Genomic DNA, 19229 nt, shown 5'->3' with positions numbered 1-19229 from the left:
CCCGATGCATCGAGGCTTTTTACACTATATCCCAATTCATAGGGTACGCAATTAATTATAACTTCAGCAACAACAATACTTCTTTATCAAGCCCCTGGGTAAACTCCAAATAATACAAGCGTAACTGGTAGTTCTGCCCTATACGGAACGACTGACCGGTTTGCAGGTTTTGCCGCTGCTCAATAAAACCGCCCACCGCATTGTACACCTTCATACTTACCGCTTCAGTGGGACGCCCATTTTTAATGGTGATCAAAAAACTGCTATTGGAAGGATTGGGATTGCCGGTAACTTTAAATGCCGGGTAATCAGGACCTGGAGCGCAGGCACCAATACAATCACCATGTCTGATGTGGGCAATGGCAGCCAGCCTGGAAGTGGTTATGCCGTTCCCATTGTGGCAGATCTTTATTTTGCCTGGCATGGTAACCGTTACCGTTTGCGGCAACGTGGTATACAAGCCATCACTTACCGTAGTTAACAACGTGTAACTGTCATGGGTTAGATCAGCCAGTCCCAGATCTGCGATCGTTATTTTACCAGTGGCTTCATTAAGAGCAAAGATGGCAGCACCAGTTCCCCCTACTAATTGCCAGTGATAAGTAGTAAACCCGGGATCATTGGTATCGTCGGCATCGGTAGCCTTCATTGTACCTGGCTCATTACAGGCGCCACCATCCAGCGCAAAACTGATACCCGTGGGAATTACCGGGGCATTGTCGTTTACATTGGCAACATTGAGTGCAATGGTCTCTTCCGCACTTTTATTATACCCATCTGTTACGGTCAGGGTAAGCGTATAGCTTCGTGTGGGTGAATCAAAATCAAGCAAGGTGCTGTCTTTTACTATTACCTTCCCTGTAGGGGCGTCAATGGCAAATGCGGAAACGCCGGTACCGCCGGTGATCGCCCAGTTTTGAAACTCCGAATCGGCATCGGGGTCGGCGGCTGCAACCTGTGCAACCACCGCATTGTTATTAGCATTTTCAGTAACACTAAAAGCCTGATCGTGGATTATTACAGGCTGCTGACCGCAATTACTCCCCTGCGTTCCCTTGCCGTTAATAGCGCCGCTTGAGGTGGTCAGTAACACTTTATCCAGCTTCGCGCCATCTTCGCGATAGGCAATGGTAAGCGTATGCTGCCCTACTGTAAGGTTGGCGCTTGTCAGGCGCATCCACATCCATCCGGATGTGGCCAGGTTGTTCACCGTTACAAAGGCACCATTATCAAATTTGATCCAGTAACTATCATCATTGGCGGTGAGACAATTAAGCCTGGCCATTACATTATAAGCAGCAGCGCTGTCGATAGTAAATGGTAAAACGATAGCACCCGTAGCGCCGGCAGGCGCAGCAGCCGTACTATTTAAACCATTCACCACTACATACCTGCCATTCGAGGCAGCGGTATCGGCTACTACCTGCCAATCGGTCCCAACAATAGCACATTCCGGTTCCATCCAAATTTTGATGCCCACCGGTTCTGCTGGTAATTCAGGGTTTCCCGTCCCCCACCATTTATACCAGCGCTGATAATCCATATCGGGATACGGATTCACGGCAATGGCCGTATTAGCATTGGTATTGCCCAGCAGGAATTTTTCAATAAATGCTTCAATAGCCGGGCGCTGCGCATCTGGAATGGCACAATGATTATGCCCACCGTCGATATAAAACCCAAACCGGTCGCTCACCCCAAATGTTTTCCAAACTTCCTGAGCTGCCCGTGCCGATACATAACAGGAAGGGTTAGCCAGCCAGGTAAAATCTGTGTTCCCGGTAACCAGCAATGCCCTGGGCGCCACCATGGCCATCAGCTCATGATGGTCGTGTGGCAACTTCGATACATTTGTGCCTGCAAACTGGAACATACTTTCTTTAAACCACTCATGACTGGTAGCGCCTAATTTTTCTACATCTCCCAATGTTTCAGAAACCCGCCAGGCCGGCGCACCGCCCCCTCCCGATTCCTGCGCAATGGTCAATGCAATGCGTTCATCGAAAGCTCCGGCGAACAAAGCCATTTTACCAGCATACGAGCAACCGGTCACCCCCAGGTGTTTCAGGTCTATCGGCAGGTTTGCCTGCACCAGTTCCAGTCCATCTATAATGCGGCTTACGCCCCAGGCCCAGGCACTGTACTGACCTATGTTATCACGATTATAATTGGGGTACAACCGGAAATAAGCATCGGTTGCCAATGGTGTGGGATACGTAGTAACCTGGTTATGACTAAAGGTGATGCGCGCAATATTGCGGCTGATAAAAACGTCGGCAGGCAAACTGCCGTTCAAACTGTTCATCCCGATCACTGCAGGGAAAGGTCCAGCGCCCGAGGGAAGCGATACATTCGAACTCAGCGTTAGCGTTTGACCGTTTACGGTAACAGTAACCTGTAGCGTACCGGAGGAGGGTGTAGCCCCGGGAATCCAGGAGGCTGAAATGGTATCGGGTTTATTCGGTTTGGGCCCTATTTCATAGTTTTCAATTTCTGCCTTTATTTCACTGCGCCGGCGAGCCCAGTCGGCGAAACTGGTTGAACGCCCGCTTCCATTCGACCACATAAACGGGTCAGGCAAAGGTGCAATGGCAGACAACTGATCAACGGTAGGCAATGGCGGGAGTGGATAACCGGCACCCGTATTTTCAACCGGGTACACAAGCGGCACCTGGGCCTTTGATCGCAGCGAAATAAAGATCAGTAAAAGGCAGGCAATAGTGATCCTTACCTGCATAGCAGCTAAAATTCTTTTCATAGCAAGCGTGGTTTGATCGTTAATGAATAATGGTAATTTATAATGCAACCGATTTCATCATTAAATTTAAATTATTCCCTTTACCCATGCTTACAATAAGGCAAATTAAAATTGTAACCGTTTTCATTAATTTGAAGGAATTCATCCGCTAAACCTAAAAAAAAGGCTCCCCGAGTTTATCGGGGAGCCCATACTTATTATAACCAACTATAATTTATTTCGCCTTTTGCACTTTCACTCTCTTATGATAATCGCCGCTTGAAATATCCAGGATATACATTCCTTTAGGAAGTCTGCTTCCATCGAGTGAATAGGTACCCTGATTACCATTGACCTGATAGTGCAGGATCTGCTTACCAGAGAAATCATAGACAGTTACCGTATGCGCATTGTATTTATCAGGCAGTGTGTAAAACAGCCGGGTAGTGAACGGATTGGGATAGGCATCCTTCACCGCAGGCGTTGTAATAATGCTTTGTGTGGTAACCTCTCTTGCTCCTGAGGTAACCGTTGCAAAATTAAATTTCTCCCAGCCACCGATAGTAGCCCGGTTGCAGGTCATTGCTTCTTCACCATTTTCAGAGCTTACGTAGAAGCCATTGTTACCACGCAGTGAAATGGTACCATCTGTATTCACGATCCAGTCAAACACTTCCCAGCCTTGTGGGGCAGCCCGGTTACAGGTAATGGCCTTGGTACCATTTTCTGATGACATATATTGTCCCATGCTGCGCAGGTTCACTTTACCATTACCGGCATCTAACACGGTAAACTGTTCCCATGTTTGTGGGGCAGTTCTGGTACAGGTCATGGCTTTTGTGCCATTCTCGCCACTTACATAAAAGCCATTGTTACCTTTCAGGGTTATAACCTGGCCAATTGGCGCCTGGTTTGTTGGAGGCGTAACAGTTTTAGCAGTAAAGGAGATCCAGTTGAGATTATAACCACCAACTGGCGCCTGTATCCTTATTGTTTGCTCGCCGGCAGCCAGCACAACACTATCAGTGATGGTTGTCCAAACCTGCCAATCGCCGGTAGCTGGTACTGCCGTAGTAGCCAGTATGGTGGCATCTTTTTGCAATTGAATACTGCCGCCACCGCTTTGGCTGGCCACGCGGTATTGAACCGTGTATGTACCTGCTGTTTGTACATTCACTTTATAATCGAGCCAATCGCCGGCATCAATATAACCTACGTTTGAACCACCGCCTGCATCAGTCGTAGTTTCTGTTTGAATTCCACTCATGTTAGTATAACCCTCGGCTTGTACAGTGCCGGGAATTGGAGCAGCAGGGGCCGGACCCGCAGGTTGTCCACCCAGCCACAACAATGCATCGAGAATGAATTTGTTTTGTGTTTCGCTGGCGAAAGTTGACGACAATCCTACATTGGTAGAATAGTTCATAGCGTTATGCCCGAAGTTGGCATACACCATTTTGTAATTCTTGTTCGTCCAGATGATGGGATAATAACCGCTGGTCCATACCTGGCTGGTGCCTAAAGGAAAGCTGGATGGATCAACAGAGCAAAGTACTTTAATGTTGCTGTTGTTGCGCAGGTCATTGTTCCAGCTATACCACTCGCTTACAGAGGAAGTAAACGTAGTAGGAAGGCGCAAAGTGCTGGGATGGGTGCGGTCTTCACATTTCAACACCGCCGTGGTTGGTCCCCAGGTGTTGCTTCTGAAATTACCAGAGCCCAGGAAGGTGTTGTAATACCAGCTCCAGCCAGCGGAGTTATCGGTATACGCACTAACGTGGAAGCCCATCCAGCCACCGCCATTATCCATGTATTGCTGGAAAGCGGCGCGTTGGGCAGCGCCTGTAGGCGCATCATCCAAAAAAAGCACTACCTGGTAGTTCTTCAGGAAGGTAGCATTCAGGTTGTTCCAGTTGTTGGTTGATTCGTAAGAGAAACCATTCTGGGCCGCCAGGTTGGTGAACCAGGGGTTGGCTTCATGTACGAAATTGATGTGGGCTGCATCCCAGGTGCCATTGTAAAAGGCAATTACCTTGAACCTGGGTGTTTGTGCGGTTGCACTTAATACTGCTGATAGTAACAGCATGAGAATAGACATAGAAAGCACTAGCTGCTTTCGTAGCTTGGTGATCTTCATTTGAGGGCACGATTTTAATAGTTAAACATATCTAGTTAGCATGCCTAAATTAGATAAAATATACCCCGGCCTGTTAAATGTGAACAAGTTATCAATGCAAACGTTTTCGGCTCATAAGACTCATTAAACCAGTTTCGGTTATATATTAAGTAAAGTATCAACCTGTCCGTTATTTTCATGTTCCCTAACCAGCTTATGGGGATTGTATTGAAACCGTTCATACCTGTGTATCAAAACCGGACGGCAAAAACCATTAATACCTTCTAACCTGTTTATTTTTACGATATTACAAACTGGCACCTATTTCGTATTTACCTCATCAATACCAAGACTATGTTCACCAACTATTTAAAAACAGCCTGGCGTAATCTTTTCAAGAACAGAACTTCTTCCATTATCAACATTAGTGGTCTGGCAGTTGGCATGGCAGTAACCATTCTCATTGCTCTTTGGATAAATGATGAAGTAAGCTTTGACTCCTATCATAAGAATTACGATCGCATTGTACAGGTGATGCAACACCAGCTTTTTAATGGTAAATATGAATCACAGGTAGCCAATCCGTATGTAATGGCTGAGGAGATCAGGCGCACGTACGGCAATGGGTTTAAATATGTCATTCAGGCCTCCTGGAACTATAATCATGGCCTTGCCTACGGCGACAAACTATTTCTAAAACCGGGCAGTTATTTTGAACCACAGGTAGTTGATATGCTGGGGCTGAAAATGCTGGCCGGTTCAAAAGACGGGTTGCAGGAAATGAATTCCATTCTGCTTTCGCAATCTGTGGCCACCGCTATCTTTGGAAAGGAGAATCCGATCGGCAAAGTGATCCGCGCCGATAATAAAACGAACGTAAAGGTTACGGGGGTGTATGAAGACCTGCCCAACAATACCACTTTTCGGGAATTGACCATCATTTTTCCCTGGCAATTATACCTGAGCCAGAACCAATGGATAAAACAAATGGATAGCCCTTGGGGGAGTAACTTCACCCAAACCTATGCCCAGGTAGCCGACAATGTGGATATTGAAAAATTATCTGCCCGCATTCGCAATGTAAAGCTGAACAAATTAGGAAATGAAGAAAAGCGGTATAAACCTATTGTATTTCTTCATCCCATGCGTAAATGGCATCTCTACGCCGATTTCAAAGGCGGTATTAATACAGGTGGACGTATTGAAACGGTATGGCTGTTTGGCATCATTGGCATATTTGTATTATTGCTGGCCTGCATCAACTTTATGAACCTGAGCACGGCGCGGTCTGAAAAAAGAGCCAAAGAAGTAGGGGTCAGAAAAACTATTGGATCAAACAGAAAACAACTGATCGTACAATTCTTTAGTGAGTCGGTACTAACTGCCGTGATCGCTTTTGTATTCTCTATATTATTGGCAAGCCTCATTATGCCGTTCTTCAATTCGGTCGCTGATAAAAAGATGGCCATTCCCTGGAGCAGTCCTCTCTTCTGGTTGATAGGCATTGGCTTAAGCATGCTCACTGGTTTGCTGGCAGGTTTGTATCCCGCTTTGTTCCTTTCTTCTTTTCAACCGGTTAAAGTGTTGAAAGGCACCTACCGTGTTGGCCGTTATGCATCATTACCAAGAAAGGTGTTGGTAGTGACCCAATTCACCATTTCTATTGTGCTGATCATTGGGACCATTATAGTTTATAAACAGATCAACCTGGGTATGCAACGACCCATAGGGTATGTACGCGATGGCTTGATCACGCACGACGTTTCTGACGAAATACATAAACACTTTGAAGCATTACGAATTGATCTCAAAAACTCTGGCGCGGTGATAGAGATCGCAGAATCTGGCAGTCCTACCACGGGGGTATGGAACACCAATGGCGGTTTTGATTGGGAGGGCAAGGACCCCAACTTTGCGGTTGATTTCCCAAACAACGCCACCACCTATGAGTATGGTAAAACAATAGGCTGGAAAGTAAAACAGGGCCGCGACTTTTCCCGCCAGTTTGCTTCTGACTCCTTAGCTTTTATTTTAAATGAATCGGCTGTAGCCTTTATAGGGTTGAAAGACCCGATAGGCAAGATCATTCGTTGGGACAATAAACCTTATAGAGTGATCGGCGTGGTAGAAGATATGCTGGTACAATCGCCTTATAAACCCGTGCGGGCCTCTTTCTGGCATATTTCAACGGACCAGCAGAATGTGTTCATTATGAAAATGAACCCCAACTGGAGCGTTGGTAAAGCGCTGGCCAAAATTGAAAGCATCTTTAAGAGATACGATCCTGCAACTCCATTCAAAGCAACCTTCGCCGATGAGCAGTTCGCTGAAAAATTTGATAACGAAAAACGGATCGGCAAACTGGCTACTTTCTTTGCATTGCTGGCTGTCTTTATATCCTGTCTTGGTTTGTTTGGATTAACCTCTTTTATGGCCGAACAACGGGTAAAAGAGATCGGCATTCGCAATGTGCTGGGTGCTTCCATGTTGAGTATCTGGCAATTACTTTCTAAAGATTTTATTCTGCTGGTGGGGCTTTCTTGCCTGATCGCGATCCCCATTGCCTTTTATTATATGCATACCTGGTTACAGAAATATGATTTCAGAACTGATATTTCCTGGTGGGTATTTGCGGTATCTGCGGCAGGTGCACTGGTCATTACCCTGATCACAGTAAGTTTTCAGGCCATTAAAGCAGCCCTGGCCAACCCGGTAAAAAGTTTGCGTACGGAGTAATACAAAAGGCAAAGGGCAAAGGGCAGAAGGCAGAGGGCAGAGGGCAGAGAGAAAAAAGCAATGGGCAATGGGCAATAGCTCTCGGCTTCCGAGAGCAAAAGGCAGACGCAGCGCAGAAAGAACACAGCCCATCATTTTTCTTTAAACCGAAAAATGATGGGCTGTTTTTTTATGCCTTTTGTACTTTTTACGTTTTTAACTGGGATCCATTGGGGCGATTTCTTTATTACGTCTATAGCAGCCTGCCTCAATTCCTCAGGCCCGCTCAGGGCTTCTATATCGGAGATCTTTCCATCAGCATTTACTACAAATTGAACTACTACTACCCCCTGTATATTGGCTTTCCAGGCTGCACGCGGATACTTAAGATTTTGCTGAAGGAATTTAAGCCATGCTGCGTTTCCACCCCTAAATTCAGGCTCAAAAGCTTCAGTATAAATAAAGTCAACGTATTCTTCACGGGCACTATCAATGGCAGGTGCTTCAATAGACTCAGCTAATTGCCCTTTTGCAGAAAAACATAAGGAACCGGGCACAAAATATAAAACAGCTATCAGCCTTTTCATATACTCAATCAGGATTTGAAATAAAATGCTCTACAGCCATTATGGTACATTTGAGAATACGAAGGGCTGTCTTTTTATGCTTTTAACCTTGTGGCCTTTGTACACGGCAGGATTCCAGTCAGGAGATCTTTTCATCACATCAATAGCTGTTGCCTCAATTCCATAGGACCACTCAAGGCCTCTATCTCGGTTACTTTCCCATCAGGACCTATTACAAACTGAACAACCACCGTTTCATGAATTGCTGAATCCATATATGCAGCCGGAAATTTAAGATGTTTGGCTAGGAAACGAGACCACGCGCCCGCTCCATCCGGATATTCGGATGGTATCGTATCAGCAAGGTGAAAGCAAACAATTGTTACATCTTTTTCTGAACTATCTATTTTAGCAGCTTTTACAGATACAGCCGATTGCCCCTTTGCAGAAAAACACACTGAACCGGTCACAAAAAATAAAAGCATAAAGGGTATACAACTCTTCATATCCTAAGTCAGGGTTTGAAATAAGATGCCAGGCATTCAAAATTCCATATTCACTCCTTTTTGTTTTAAATCTGTCAACGTGTTAACCTGTCAACGTGTTAACCTGTCAACTCTGTCAACCCTGTCAACATATCAACCTATTTTCCTACTTTCGAACCATGCCATCAAAAAATCTTGTAGTTAAAACCCTTAATGAACTGTATGAGCTCATGGGGCTTTCGCATGAGATCGTAGATCAAACCTCGGGGTTTTCTATCCTATACCTGCAGGACCTGTTCAAGGAATACCCGGTTTCCTCCATCCCCTTCCGACCCAATTTCTTCAGCTTTCTTTTTATCAAAGACGCATTTGGCAATTACACGATCGATGACCTAAGTTTTCCGATGGTACCCGGTACCGTTTATTTTACCAACCCTGGTAACTTCCGCAAATTCGAATGGCATAAGGTTACCGAAACCTGTCTCGTTGTTTTTACTGAATCTTATTTAAAAGAACAGGTGCATCCTGATATCTACCGCGAATTCTCCTTTTTGCTTACAGAAACGGTGGAACCACGGGTTCTAACACCCGGCCAATTTGCGATCATTGAAGAATTGTATAAATTCATATACCGCGAACACCAGGGCGATTCTCCCTACAAAAACAAGATCATTGGTAGTGCGGTGGTTACCCTCTTATTAAAGATCAAAGAGTATTTTTTCCAGGGCTACAACCCTATTTATGAAGGTAACCGCAGCTCCCAGATCGTTAAAACGTTCAAGCAAAACCTGGAACAGCATTTTCGCGATCTGGCCAATGGCAAGACCGACGCCCAGCTACGGGTTCAGGATTATGCGGATAAACAATTCCTTCATGTAAACTATCTTTCGAGCGTGATCACCAGCAAAACCGGTAAATCTATCAGCGCCTGGATCGCCGATAAGACCATTGCCGAAGCCAAGGCAATGTTGCAGGACAAACAAATGAATATTAAAGAGATCGCCAGCAGACTGGGATTTCTGGAAGCCTCCCATTTCAGCAATTATTTCAAGAAACACACCAGTCAAAGTCCGGCCGACTACCGCAAACAACTGGTTTAATAACCCCCATTCTTAGATTTTTGCAACTCTTGCTGTAAACTTTGTACGTTTTATGGGCCATTCATGGGCCATCTTTGTGTTATCAAATCAAACAAATAAAACAAAGGACCATGAACAGATTAAATAACAAAGTAGTATTGATTACCGGCGCTTCAAGAGGTATTGGCGCTGCAACAGCACACCTGATCGCTGCCGAAGGCGCAAAAGTGATCATCAATTATTCAGGCAACCAGACGGCTGCAGATAAAACAGTACAGGAGATCAAAGACAAAGGTGGCGATGCCATTGCCCTGAAAGCTGATGTTAGTAAATCGGCTGAAGTGACCGCCTTGTTCGATGCCGCCATTGCCCATTATGGTAGAATTGATGTGCTGATCAACAATGCCGGGGTTATGATCATGAAATTGCTGAAAGACACCACTGATGAAGATTTTGAACGCCAGTTTGATATAAACGTACGCGGCACCTTTAATACCATGCGCGAAGCCGCTACCAAATTGGCGGATGGTGGTACTATCATAAACACTTCTACTACGTTAACCCGGGCCATGGTACCTACTTATGGAACATACGTTGCCTCTAAAGGCGCGGTGGAACAAATGACCCGCGTTTTTGCCAAAGAAATGGGGTCAAGAGGGATAACGGTAAATGCAATCTTACCTGGTCCTACCAATACCGAATTATACATGGAAGGGAAAACTCCTGAAATGATCGCCCGTCAGGCTGCATTGAATGCGTTCAACCGGTTAGCTGAAGTAGGTGACATTGCACCGGTGATCGTTTTCCTGGCCAGTGATGATGCCAAATGGATCAGCGGCCAAACCATCGGCGTAAATGGCGCTATGGCTTAATTAACACCCCACACTTTCAACTATGCACATTGCAACGATATTCATAGCCTTTGCGCTGCTTACAGGGTGTATGGGAGCCGAAGCACAAAAAGAAAACAACAATGACAACTCAAAAATAAAAAGTATGGATACCAGCAAACTTTCCAATCCTACGGTAAAAGAGGCATTTCAGGCCTGGCAGGCGGGGGATTCAACATTGTGGCTTTCTTATTTCACTCCCGATGCACAGTTGCTGGATGATGGTCATCCCCGTGATTTTCAAAATTTTTCGAGGGAAGCCATTGGCCATGAACGGTTCACCAGTATTGACATTGTAAAAGACACCGGCCGATCCATCTATGGAAAGTTTCACAGCGATACCTGGGGCAACTTTAAAACCTATTTCAAGTTCCATCTCGATGCCCATAACAAAATATACAAACTGGAAATTGGACAGGCTGATTACTAATTATTAAAACTAACCGTTCGTACAGGAGACAAATAAGAAAGGCCCGTGATTCACTCAGAGAAATAAATTAAAGCCTCGCTTTATCAGCATTTGCCCCTACTTCCGCCTGAAGCCACAAAAGATAAAATGCTGCACTTTATTGGCCGGCGTTACATGATCTTCATAAATGCATTTGATACGCTCAAAGTCAGCCGAAAACCTGGCGGTCATGGCAGGTTCTGAATATTGCTTTATTTCCAGTCCGCTGCACTTGGTGGGACCGTTTTCAGAGAAGGTGCCTAACAATAAATAACCGGCTTGCTTTACAGCCTGGCCAGCGATAGACACATATTGAGTGATCTGTTCTTCAGTGGTCAAAAAATGAAAAGCGGCCCTGTCGTGCCAAAGATCATATTGTTTTGTTGGGTTGAACCCGGTAACATCAGAAACGATCCAGGTAACCTGATCGGCCTTTTCTCCCAGTCTGGCCTTTGCCCGGTTGATGGCGGCTGCTGAAATATCCAGCACGGTAATATTGCTATAACCTGCGGCCAACATCGCATCTACAAAATGGCTGTCGCCACCACCAACATCAATGATCGCAGCGCCAGATGGCAGGTTAAACAGTTTCATCAACTCATTCGCATGTTGTGGGTTGGCCTGGTACCAGCTCACTTCATCCTCGGCCTTCGTTTCATAAACATGGTCCCAATGGTGTTGCGATGCGTTGTTCATACAACAAAGATAGGATGAATAATAAAAAAGGGCCCCGCTGCAACCAGGGCCCCTTTCATTGAAGGTGGAAACACACCATGAACTTATGAAAAACAAGTAGCGATACGGATTACTACCATCATTCTTGCAGCACCTTCGGTTTTCCCGGATCATTAATTTCCAGCTCGTGCTTTCTCTATCTTTTCGCGCAATTGATGCGCTTCTTTATCAAGATCAGCCATCAGGTATACGTTGTGCTCCAGGTGATCGTATAGGGTGAGAAATCGCTCGCCGTCAACTTTTCTAAACTTGAGTTCAACACCGATCCTGGTAGTAAGATGCTCCTTTTTCTGTCCCTTTCCTTCTAATGTAAAAGCTTGCGTATGATTCACGACTGCAATTCCGCTCACTGCATCAAGCGGGAACTCCTCATGTGAAAAAACACCATTGTGTTCAACGATCAACAGCTTCCGGGCCTTTTCATCGAGGATCAGGGTTTGACTGAGCAACTGTTTACGATAATAATTGGTAATGCCGGTTTGCCGGGTGGCTTCCGTTATATAGGTATTTATTTTTTTCTGCGCTTTTTTTCTCCGGCGTTTATTCGCGTTATTAAGGATTATAACAACAGCTATTATAGGTACTAATAGCATTAGTACTATCACTACATCTGACATAGTAAAATAAGTTTAGGTAATAGAATGCCGTTAATGATCGTGGTGATCATTAACCAATAGGGTTTTGTTCAATAAAACAAAACAGCGGTTACCAGAAATAGTGATTGGGAAATAATAGCAGCCTTCTGAATGAAGACCAATGTGGTGTAGGAAAAGCGCTGACACGTTTACGCAGGTCGCCAGCCATGTAATTGCTAAGACGCGCCACCATAATAGAACCATCTGTATCCCGGTGGTCCCTTCCATTAAACGCAACGCAATTAAACTGAATGGCATATGCTATCTCTGCGAAATGATCAATTAAATGATCATTGGCCAGCAGGGATGAACTTTTTTCGTGAGCTATATTATTTGCAGGCAACGACGTTCCCGCGCTGGCAGTAAAACAGGTTACTACCTGAACAAATAATATCAGTAATGTAAATAAGTACCTCACGCGGCAAAAGTAGCCTAATATATGCGCAAATGCAAGCGAAGGGAACGTTTAATCAGCAGCCAAAGTTTTAACGAAGTATTAGGTGGTTTATAATACTATCTCAATTATTATTAGTAAGTTTGGCCCAATGACCAGTATTCCTTTACATACATATATTACCAACTTCGTCAGGTATATTATACTTGACATCAGTAATAGTGTAACCTGGTCATTCCCCGAGTTTGTTCCTTTTTGTCCGCACCTGTATTACTTCTCCACTTATAAAGACTTCAACAGGTTTGCCCAGGCCTGATTATTAAAGGCTTGGGATAACATTGATGTGTATTTAATTATTCCAATAATTAACCTGTAAATTTTTGTCATGTACCGGAAGCAACGACCTGTTTCTGCTGGGAGCGCTATGCCCGTCATACTGGTATTAGCAAGCGCCATTGCAGTGGAGCAAGGATATGTAGTTAATCCTAAATGGTATTTATGGCTGCTAATAACTGTTCCCTTGTTAGTGGTAAAGGCTTGTGGTGTCAGGAAATAGCACCTGTATTAACGTACCCTTGTTGCTATAACCAGGGTTCGTTATATTTTTTCCAGGTCCGCCGGTAAATATCTTTTTGAGTATTTCTCTCCATTTATCATTAGAAAATACAGATTCGTACTATCATTAAAATGGTATCCGCGGTGGAGAATATATCCGACCCGTTCGGTTTTTACATTATTATTGAGAATGGTTTTTACCCGTTGCCCTATCTCAAATTGATGTTCATGGTTGTTTTTTTTGAAGAACAATTGTCCAACCTTCATACATAGTGCCGTATTGGTATGCTGCGTTAAGATGGACATCACCTTACAATAAAATTCGTCTTTATAATTAGGGGCCCACACCCCTTTACGCAGCACTTCATCATCTATATTATGATGTTTATACCTGATAATAACATTTCCTGTGTTATACAAAATAGTGATGGTTGCTCCACCATTGCTGAAGGCATATTGAAAATTACCATTTACTGTGACCGAAGCGTCATACCACCCGTTATAAAACTCAATTAAATTGTGCAGGGGAATAGTATTACCGGGTGTCCAGATAAGCTTATTACCCAGCCCGGTATTCAACTCACAGCTACAATGAATTCTTGATTGGGTATCCCACGATGGGTTAGGGTCGCTGATCTTATTATCTCTTTTTGTGAACAGCCGGATGTTTTCAAACATATTGGTATTCTTTAGGAACAAGCTTTTGCAATCTATATAGAAGTTTGTATCAGTTTTCCTATTTTTATGGTTAACACCCGATTCATGCAGCATCTTTTTATCCAATACGTTTATCTTATTTTAATTATTCTGGCCCTGGTCATGCTCGCCAACCGGCTGAAACTGGCTTATCCTATAGTACTTGTTTTAGGCGGGCTGGCACTCAGTGTTACGACTACTTTTTCTAATATCACCATAGATCCTGAACTGGTCTTTTTTATTTTTTTACCGCCCCTGCTGTTTGATTCTGCCTGGCAGGTGTCGTGGAAGGAATTTTGGAAATGGCGACGGGTGATCACCAGTTTTGCATTTCCCATTGTAATTCTTACCTCCTCTGTAATTGCCCTTGTTTCCTGGGCCTGTATTCCCGGGTTTACCCTGGCATTAGGCTTTTTATTAGGCGGCATTGTTTCGCCGCCCGATGCTATTTCAGCCAGTACTATCATGAAACAGGTAAAAGTTCCGAAAGGACTGGTAAGTATTATCGAAGGCGAAAGCCTGCTTAACGATGCCTCTTCGCTTATTGTTTTCCGGTTTGCCATTGCCGCGGTGATCACCGGACAGTTTCATATGTCGGAAGCAGTGGGCAGCTTTTTCCTGGTTATTATTATGGGTACGCTCATTGGCCTGGCCATCGGTTTTATTTTCTACGCCATTCATAAATGGTTGCCAACCACGCCCAGTATTGAGATCATTCTCACCCTGGTGACCCCTTATTGCATGTATTATACCGCGGAACATTATCATTTTTCAGGGGTGCTTTCTGTGGTAAGTGGCGGCTTATTGTTATCAGCCCACCGGCATCGCATGTTAAGTTATCGCAGTCGTATAGAGGGCGTAAATGTGTGGAACAACATTGTGTTTGTCTTGAACGGACTGGTATTTATGCTGATCGGTCTGCAACTTCCTTCTATTATAAATCAATTAGGTGATATCAGTTTGAAAACCGCCATAGGATATGGCCTGACCATTTCCCTGGTGCTGATCGTTTGCCGTATTCTTTGCACCCTGGGTGCTTCTGTATTTACCGTTTTTATAAGCAAGTATATTACCGTGGCCGATAAAAGTCCAGGCTGGCGAAACCCGCTGGTAATTGGCTGGGCCGGCATGCGTGGGGTGGTATCATTGGCAGCAGCGTTGTCAATCCCATTGCTTGGAAGCGACAATCAGGCCTTCCCCTATCGCAACCTCATTCTTTTTATAACGTTTATTGTAATTCTGGTTACGTTGGTTTTTCAGGGACTTACCCTCCCCTGGCTGATCAGGAAATTAAAACCAACAGCTGTCCGTAATACCATACCGGAAGACATTCAGGAGTTGAACATTCAAAAAAAGATTGCCAAATGTTCCATTGAATTTTTAGAAGAAAAGGCCAATAAAGGAGAAAATGTCAGCGAACATTTAAAGAATCTCCACGAACGCCTGAAGATCGATCTGAAATTATTGACCGAACAACTGGACTCATCGACCAATAATACCAAAACGGCGTTGCGAAACTTCCAACTCCTTTACCTGGAACTGCTGGAAAAGCAACGCGCCACCCTGAATAAAGTTAACCACCTGGAGGAATATGATGAAGAGCTGATCAGGAAATACCTGTCGTTGATTGATATTGAAGAATACAAGATCAGAGAGAAACTGGTAGCCGTAGAGGATTAAGCAACGAACATAAAATAATAAAAGATGTTTACGATCGAACAAATCAAAGCTGCTCACTCCAAAGTAAAAAGCGGTGCCGATTTTCCAAACTATATCAGGGACTTAAAGCAATCAGGTGTTACCGCCTATGAAACCTGGGTGCAGGATGGGCATACAGATTACTCCGGAGCAAACCAGTTTACCTTGCATAGCGAACCCAAGTATGCAAATTTGGAAATTGCTGCTACCAGCAATAAAGACCAATTTCAACAAAACCTGAAAGCACATCAACAGGGCCAAACCGATTACCCTACCTTTTGCCGGCATTGCGCTGAAGCTGGCATTGAAAAATGGATAGCGGATCTATCTGCCATGAGCTGCACTTATTTTGATAAAGCGGGAAGTGTTTTATTGGAGGAGAAAATTCCTGGATAAGGTCTTCTGTTTAAAGGTTAAAGTTTAAGGTTTTACGGGGCGTACCGCAAGCTTGCATCAGGGTGAAGAAAACAACCAGGGTGAAACGATCCCTTTTGCCTGATTAACCTGTCAACCAGCCCGCCACCTCAATGCTACCTCAATGGTACCTCTTTGGGTCCTCTTTGGGTCCTCGGAATTCGAGGCCTACCGAGGGAGAATCGGGGAGGAACCGAGGAGGCAAAGAGAAGAAAATAAAAACCGTCACAGAATTTCGACCACTCGTCACACCATTTCTCCTCAAACCGTCACACTTAAATTAGAAATTCCGGGGAGAAATCACCAACCGTCACAGGATTTCGACTGTCCATCACACCTTTTTCCTCGAACCGTCACACCTAAAATGAAATTTCAGTGGAGAAATTACCAAACGTCCCACCGGTTTAAAGGTAACCGTCCCAGCGGTTTCCGAAGCCCGTCACATGATGGCGCTTGGGGAAGAAAGTAAGGGGTACCTTTGTATGCCGACGAACCGAAGCTTGTCGGCACGCTGACAGGCTTCGCTTCGCCCCGTCAGCATATGAGAGTTCTTTGATTTATGGGTAGGTTGAGGGGAGTTGATCAGTTGACCAGTTGAGGAGTTGATCAGGAAGCCAGATTCATTGCAGAGATTTGGTAAGATCGGTCCCAGGCCATCGACTTGTCCGCCGTAGCCTTGGCGAAGGCGGATTGCCGAAAGTGAATCTCGGATTTGGTAAGCCTTTTCACGTCTCACGTCTCACGATTAAGCTTCTTATATTGAAACCGCCCCTTAATAACCGTATTCAAATATTTTCCCTTCGACCAGGACTGCTTCATGGCATCATAAATGGCAGCCGGTACTTTCAAATAATCATATATCTCCCCGGAAGTATAGGTGACCCGCAGAGTGGATGTTTCTGGATAATAATTCATATGGGCTACCACCGACGAAGGCATACCATAAGCGTTAAAAAACCATGCCGGCGCTGTGGCATAAAAATTATTCTTATAGTGCATGGCAGTTAGCACACAAAAAAAGAAAAAGACCATTGTTTCACGCAGGCGGAAAGCGGGGACACTCAGCCAACAAGCGGGCGTAAAGGCATCCTTTCCTCGCGGGTTCTCGCCCATGCTGGCCACCCTGGTTGACAAACCATTTGATGCCGATAACTGGTTATTCGAAGTAAAGTGGGATGGTTACCGCGCCATTGCGCATTGTCAGCACAACAAAGTGTCGGTCATTTCGCGTAACAATAAATCATTCAACGAAAAATTCTATCCAATCACTGCTGCGCTGGAAAAACTCAACCTGAATGCCGTGCTCGATGGCGAGATCATTATCTCCAATAAAGAAGGCATCTCCAGCTTTGGCGATCTGCAGAACTGGCGAAGCGAAGCTGATGGGGAACTGTTGTATTATGTATTTGACCTGTTGTGGCTGGATGGTTATTTATTAATGGACCTGCCACTAGTACAACGCAGAGAAATACTCAAAAAAATGCTGCCGAAGCATCCAACGGTACAACTCAGTCAAACCTTTAATGCGCCGGGAACTACTTTTTATGACATCGCCAAAGAGATGAACCTCGAAGGCATTATTGCAAAAAGAGCCGATAGTATATATGTGCCGGGGGTTCGATCAAAAGACTGGTTAAAGATAAAGATCGCAAAACGACAGGAAGTGGTGATCGGTGGCTTTACCCGCAATGCAGGGTCTACAAAACTATTCAGCTCCCTGCTTGTAGGTGTATTTGAAAACGGAGCCCTGCATTACACAGGCAAAATAGGTACTGGTTTTACCGATAAAGACCAACGGGCGATGATGGAAAAGTTTAAACCCCTGATGCGAAAAAACTGTCCGTTTGAGCGAGAACCCGATTATAATAAGCCGTCCCGGTTCCGCCCCAATCCCCCGAAAGCAACTGCCACCTGGTTAAAACCGGCATTGGTTTGTGAAGTGGCATTTGCTGAGATCACCAGCGATGGTGTGATGCGTCATCCTTCGTTTGAAGGCATGCGCATTGATAAAAAAGCAACCGACGTAAAAGCCGAAAAAGCAAAACCGCTTAAAAAAGTAATGCCGGAATCTATTCTGCATAAAGAAAAAATAATCACCCGCAGAAGCGAGTCGGAACGCAAAACCTTATTAAACCCCGGTGAAAAACAACAGGAACGCACCATTAATGGACACAAACTAAAATTCAGCAACCTCAACAAAATATACTGGCCTAAGGAAAAGATCACCAAACGGGATATGCTGAACTATTATTACCAGGTTGCGCCAATCATTTTACCTTATCTGAAAGACCGCCCACAATCAATGAACCGGTTCCCGAATGGCATTGATGGCGAAAGTTTTTACCAGAAAAATGTAGCCGGTAAAATACCCGACTGGATCAACACCTTTCCTTATACAGACAAAAGCATACAAAAAAGTTTTCTGGTACCGGTACGGGAAGCAGATGTGTTGTACATGGCTTCGCTGGGTTGCATTGAAATGAACCCGTGGAGCAGCCGGGTGCAACAACCGGACAATCCCGACTGGTGCATCATCGACCTTGACCCCGATACCAATACATTCGACCAGGTAATAAAGACGGCCCAGGTTACACACGAGATCCTGGAAAGTGCCGGCATTCCCAATTACTGCAAAACGTCCGGGTCAACTGGTATTCATATTTACATCCCGTTGGGGGCAAAATACCTGTATGAAGCTTCCCGGGAATTTGGCCGACTGATAGCCACCATTGTGAACGAGCAATTACCCAGGTTCACCAGTATAGAGCGCGCTACCGCCGATAGAAAAGGAAAGATCTACATCGATTTCTTACAGAACCGCCCGCAGGCTACCCTTGCCTGTGCCTATTCCCTGCGACCCAAACCCGGCGCAACCGTATCTATGCCCTTGCATTGGGAAGATGTAAAAAAGGGGCTAAAAATGAAAGACTTTACCATCCATAATGTAGTGGCCCGCATCAAAGAACAGGGTGATATTTTTAAACCGGTGCTGGGAAAAGGGATCAATATGAAAAAGGCAATTGTCTCGCTACAGAAGCTTTTTAGATAAGCCCATCCCCTCTATAA

At 44.8% G+C, this 19229-nt stretch carries 17 protein-coding genes; 8 read left to right on the top strand and 9 right to left on the bottom strand.

What is annotated here, in order from left to right:
• Positions 1-55: 55 nt before the first annotated feature.
• Together J7I42_RS23880 and J7I42_RS23875 are read right to left on the bottom strand one after the other, a co-directional pair.
• Positions 56-2758 (bottom strand): glucuronyl esterase domain-containing protein, encoded by a 2703-nt coding sequence (locus tag J7I42_RS23880; protein ID WP_209141397.1) that lies wholly within the window; start codon positions 2756-2758, stop codon positions 56-58.
• Between the two features lie 214 nt (positions 2759-2972).
• Positions 2973-4874: a carbohydrate-binding protein gene (locus J7I42_RS23875; RefSeq protein WP_209141396.1), complete on the bottom strand. Its 1902-nt coding sequence runs from the start codon at positions 4872-4874 to the stop codon at positions 2973-2975.
• A 333-nt stretch (positions 4875-5207) separates the two neighbouring features.
• Between J7I42_RS23875 and J7I42_RS23870 the strand changes: the two genes are divergently transcribed.
• Positions 5208-7589, top strand: a complete 2382-nt coding sequence (locus tag J7I42_RS23870; RefSeq protein WP_209141395.1) for an ABC transporter permease — start codon at positions 5208-5210, stop codon at positions 7587-7589.
• Positions 7590-7720: 131 nt separating this feature from the next.
• Here J7I42_RS23870 and J7I42_RS23865 read toward each other — a convergent pair whose 3' ends face one another.
• Together J7I42_RS23865 and J7I42_RS23860 are read right to left on the bottom strand one after the other, a co-directional pair.
• A complete protein-coding gene (locus J7I42_RS23865; protein WP_209141394.1) occupies positions 7721-8155 on the bottom strand; it encodes a TonB family protein in 435 nt (144 codons plus the stop codon).
• Positions 8156-8289: 134 nt separating this feature from the next.
• Positions 8290-8640, bottom strand: a complete 351-nt coding sequence (locus J7I42_RS23860; RefSeq protein WP_209141393.1) for an energy transducer TonB — start codon at positions 8638-8640, stop codon at positions 8290-8292.
• A 158-nt stretch (positions 8641-8798) separates the two neighbouring features.
• On the opposite strand from J7I42_RS23860, the gene J7I42_RS23855 reads away from it, so the two are divergent.
• The 3 genes from J7I42_RS23855 to J7I42_RS23845 all read left to right on the top strand — a co-directional run bounded on the left by J7I42_RS23855 (position 8799) and on the right by J7I42_RS23845 (position 11018).
• Positions 8799-9719: a helix-turn-helix domain-containing protein gene (locus J7I42_RS23855; protein ID WP_209141392.1), complete on the top strand. Its 921-nt coding sequence runs from the start codon at positions 8799-8801 to the stop codon at positions 9717-9719.
• Between the two features lie 110 nt (positions 9720-9829).
• On the top strand, positions 9830-10570 hold the full coding sequence (locus tag J7I42_RS23850; RefSeq protein WP_209141391.1) for an SDR family oxidoreductase: 741 nt from the start codon (positions 9830-9832) through the stop codon (positions 10568-10570).
• Between the two features lie 22 nt (positions 10571-10592).
• Positions 10593-11018 (top strand): nuclear transport factor 2-like protein, encoded by a 426-nt coding sequence (locus J7I42_RS23845; protein WP_209141390.1) that lies wholly within the window; start codon positions 10593-10595, stop codon positions 11016-11018.
• Positions 11019-11114: 96 nt separating this feature from the next.
• Here J7I42_RS23845 and J7I42_RS23840 read toward each other — a convergent pair whose 3' ends face one another.
• The 3 genes from J7I42_RS23840 to J7I42_RS23830 form a co-directional block, all read right to left on the bottom strand.
• Positions 11115-11732 carry a class I SAM-dependent methyltransferase gene (locus tag J7I42_RS23840; RefSeq protein WP_209141389.1) on the bottom strand — a complete coding sequence of 206 codons (618 nt, stop codon included), beginning with the start codon at positions 11730-11732 and terminating at the stop codon, positions 11115-11117.
• A 152-nt stretch (positions 11733-11884) separates the two neighbouring features.
• On the bottom strand, positions 11885-12388 hold the full coding sequence (locus J7I42_RS23835) for a hypothetical protein (protein ID WP_209141388.1): 504 nt from the start codon (positions 12386-12388) through the stop codon (positions 11885-11887).
• An 88-nt stretch (positions 12389-12476) separates the two neighbouring features.
• The gene (locus J7I42_RS23830; protein WP_209141387.1) at positions 12477-12824 is read right to left on the bottom strand and encodes a hypothetical protein; all 348 of its coding nucleotides are present in this window, start codon (positions 12822-12824) and stop codon (positions 12477-12479) included.
• Between the two features lie 127 nt (positions 12825-12951).
• On the opposite strand from J7I42_RS23830, the gene J7I42_RS23825 reads away from it, so the two are divergent.
• Entirely contained in the window at positions 12952-13116 is a 165-nt protein-coding gene (locus tag J7I42_RS23825; protein ID WP_209141386.1) for a hypothetical protein, read from the top strand.
• Positions 13117-13397: 281 nt separating this feature from the next.
• Here J7I42_RS23825 and J7I42_RS23820 read toward each other — a convergent pair whose 3' ends face one another.
• A complete protein-coding gene (locus J7I42_RS23820) occupies positions 13398-14033 on the bottom strand; it encodes a hypothetical protein (RefSeq protein WP_209141385.1) in 636 nt (211 codons plus the stop codon).
• 84 nt (positions 14034-14117) lie between these two features.
• Here J7I42_RS23820 and J7I42_RS23815 point away from each other — a divergent pair, with 84 nt between their 5' ends.
• Positions 14118-15731 (top strand): Na+/H+ antiporter, encoded by a 1614-nt coding sequence (locus J7I42_RS23815; protein WP_209141384.1) that lies wholly within the window; start codon positions 14118-14120, stop codon positions 15729-15731.
• A 24-nt stretch (positions 15732-15755) separates the two neighbouring features.
• The gene (locus J7I42_RS23810) at positions 15756-16145 is read left to right on the top strand and encodes a DUF1398 domain-containing protein (protein ID WP_209141383.1); all 390 of its coding nucleotides are present in this window, start codon (positions 15756-15758) and stop codon (positions 16143-16145) included.
• A gap of 750 nt (positions 16146-16895) precedes the next feature.
• Here the strand turns inward: J7I42_RS23810 and J7I42_RS23805 are convergent.
• The gene (locus J7I42_RS23805) at positions 16896-17102 is read right to left on the bottom strand and encodes a KTSC domain-containing protein (protein ID WP_262898155.1); all 207 of its coding nucleotides are present in this window, start codon (positions 17100-17102) and stop codon (positions 16896-16898) included.
• Positions 17103-17160: 58 nt separating this feature from the next.
• Here J7I42_RS23805 and ligD point away from each other — a divergent pair, with 58 nt between their 5' ends.
• On the top strand, positions 17161-19212 hold the full coding sequence (gene ligD, locus J7I42_RS23800; protein WP_209141381.1) for a DNA ligase D: 2052 nt from the start codon (positions 17161-17163) through the stop codon (positions 19210-19212).
• The last annotated feature ends 17 nt before the right edge of the window (positions 19213-19229 follow it).

Origin of the sequence: Niastella soli, assembly GCF_017742245.1 — a bacterium.
GTDB lineage: Bacteria > Bacteroidota > Bacteroidia > Chitinophagales > Chitinophagaceae > Niastella > Niastella soli.
This window is presented reverse-complemented; position numbering and strand designations above follow the sequence as displayed.

Excerpts from the sequence above, each read along its gene's own strand:
- J7I42_RS23880 (WP_209141397.1), bottom strand. The coding sequence starts at position 2,758 with ATGAAAAGAATTTTAGCTGCTATGCAGGTAAGGATCACTATTGCCTGC.
- J7I42_RS23875 (WP_209141396.1), bottom strand. The coding sequence starts at position 4,874 with ATGAAGATCACCAAGCTACGAAAGCAGCTAGTGCTTTCTATGTCTATT.
- J7I42_RS23870 (WP_209141395.1), top strand. The coding sequence starts at position 5,208 with ATGTTCACCAACTATTTAAAAACAGCCTGGCGTAATCTTTTCAAGAAC.
- J7I42_RS23865 (WP_209141394.1), bottom strand. The coding sequence starts at position 8,155 with ATGAAAAGGCTGATAGCTGTTTTATATTTTGTGCCCGGTTCCTTATGT.
- J7I42_RS23860 (WP_209141393.1), bottom strand. The coding sequence starts at position 8,640 with ATGAAGAGTTGTATACCCTTTATGCTTTTATTTTTTGTGACCGGTTCA.
- J7I42_RS23855 (WP_209141392.1), top strand. The coding sequence starts at position 8,799 with ATGCCATCAAAAAATCTTGTAGTTAAAACCCTTAATGAACTGTATGAG.
- J7I42_RS23850 (WP_209141391.1), top strand. The coding sequence starts at position 9,830 with ATGAACAGATTAAATAACAAAGTAGTATTGATTACCGGCGCTTCAAGA.
- J7I42_RS23845 (WP_209141390.1), top strand. The coding sequence starts at position 10,593 with ATGCACATTGCAACGATATTCATAGCCTTTGCGCTGCTTACAGGGTGT.
- J7I42_RS23840 (WP_209141389.1), bottom strand. The coding sequence starts at position 11,732 with ATGAACAACGCATCGCAACACCATTGGGACCATGTTTATGAAACGAAG.
- J7I42_RS23835 (WP_209141388.1), bottom strand. The coding sequence starts at position 12,388 with ATGTCAGATGTAGTGATAGTACTAATGCTATTAGTACCTATAATAGCT.
- J7I42_RS23825 (WP_209141386.1), top strand. The coding sequence starts at position 12,952 with ATGACCAGTATTCCTTTACATACATATATTACCAACTTCGTCAGGTAT.
- J7I42_RS23820 (WP_209141385.1), bottom strand. The coding sequence starts at position 14,033 with ATGTTTGAAAACATCCGGCTGTTCACAAAAAGAGATAATAAGATCAGC.
- J7I42_RS23815 (WP_209141384.1), top strand. The coding sequence starts at position 14,118 with ATGCAGCATCTTTTTATCCAATACGTTTATCTTATTTTAATTATTCTG.
- J7I42_RS23810 (WP_209141383.1), top strand. The coding sequence starts at position 15,756 with ATGTTTACGATCGAACAAATCAAAGCTGCTCACTCCAAAGTAAAAAGC.
- J7I42_RS23805 (WP_262898155.1), bottom strand. The coding sequence starts at position 17,102 with ATGCCTTCGTCGGTGGTAGCCCATATGAATTATTATCCAGAAACATCC.
- ligD (WP_209141381.1), top strand. The coding sequence starts at position 17,161 with ATGGCAGTTAGCACACAAAAAAAGAAAAAGACCATTGTTTCACGCAGG.